1 protein-coding gene is annotated in these 493 nt (G+C 52.5%); it reads left to right on the top strand.

Annotation, left to right across the window (positions count from 1 at the left end; genetic code table 11):
• Nucleotides 1-493, top strand: a 493-nt coding sequence (locus AC1Z3T_RS21195; RefSeq protein WP_483396997.1) for an Ig-like domain-containing protein, incomplete at both ends; no start/stop codon positions are given.

The raw sequence follows: 493 nt of genomic DNA, 5'->3' as shown, positions 1-493 counted from the left end.
AACGGCTGAGCCAAACAGCAACATTGAAATTCGCTATCCAGATGGCAGCACTGTGACGACGCCCGTAGACAGTTCAGGCAATTACGGACCGGTGACCTCAGCGATCAACCAACCGACAGGTACGGTGAGTGGTGCCGTTACTGATGTTTCAGGCAACACTGGACCAAGTACCAGCACCCAATATGTCGACAACATTGATCCAGCAGCACCAGTGGTCAATGTCACAGGCAATCCAGATGGTTCGGTGAGCGTCAGTGGAACGGCTGAGCCAAACAGCAACATTGAAATCCGCTATCCAGATGGCAACACTGTGACGACGCCTGTGGACAGTTCAGGTAATTATGGACCTGTGACCTCTGCGATCAACCAACCGACAGGTACGGTGAGTGGTACAGTCACCGATGCTTCAGGCAACACTGGACCAAGTACCAGCACCCAATATGTCGACAACATTGATCCAGCAGCACCAGTGGTCAATGTCACAGGCAATCCG

This window comes from Acinetobacter sp. B-6, from assembly GCF_056930735.1.
Note: the sequence above shows the minus strand (reverse complement) of the source record. Positions and strands in the feature narration are given on the sequence as shown.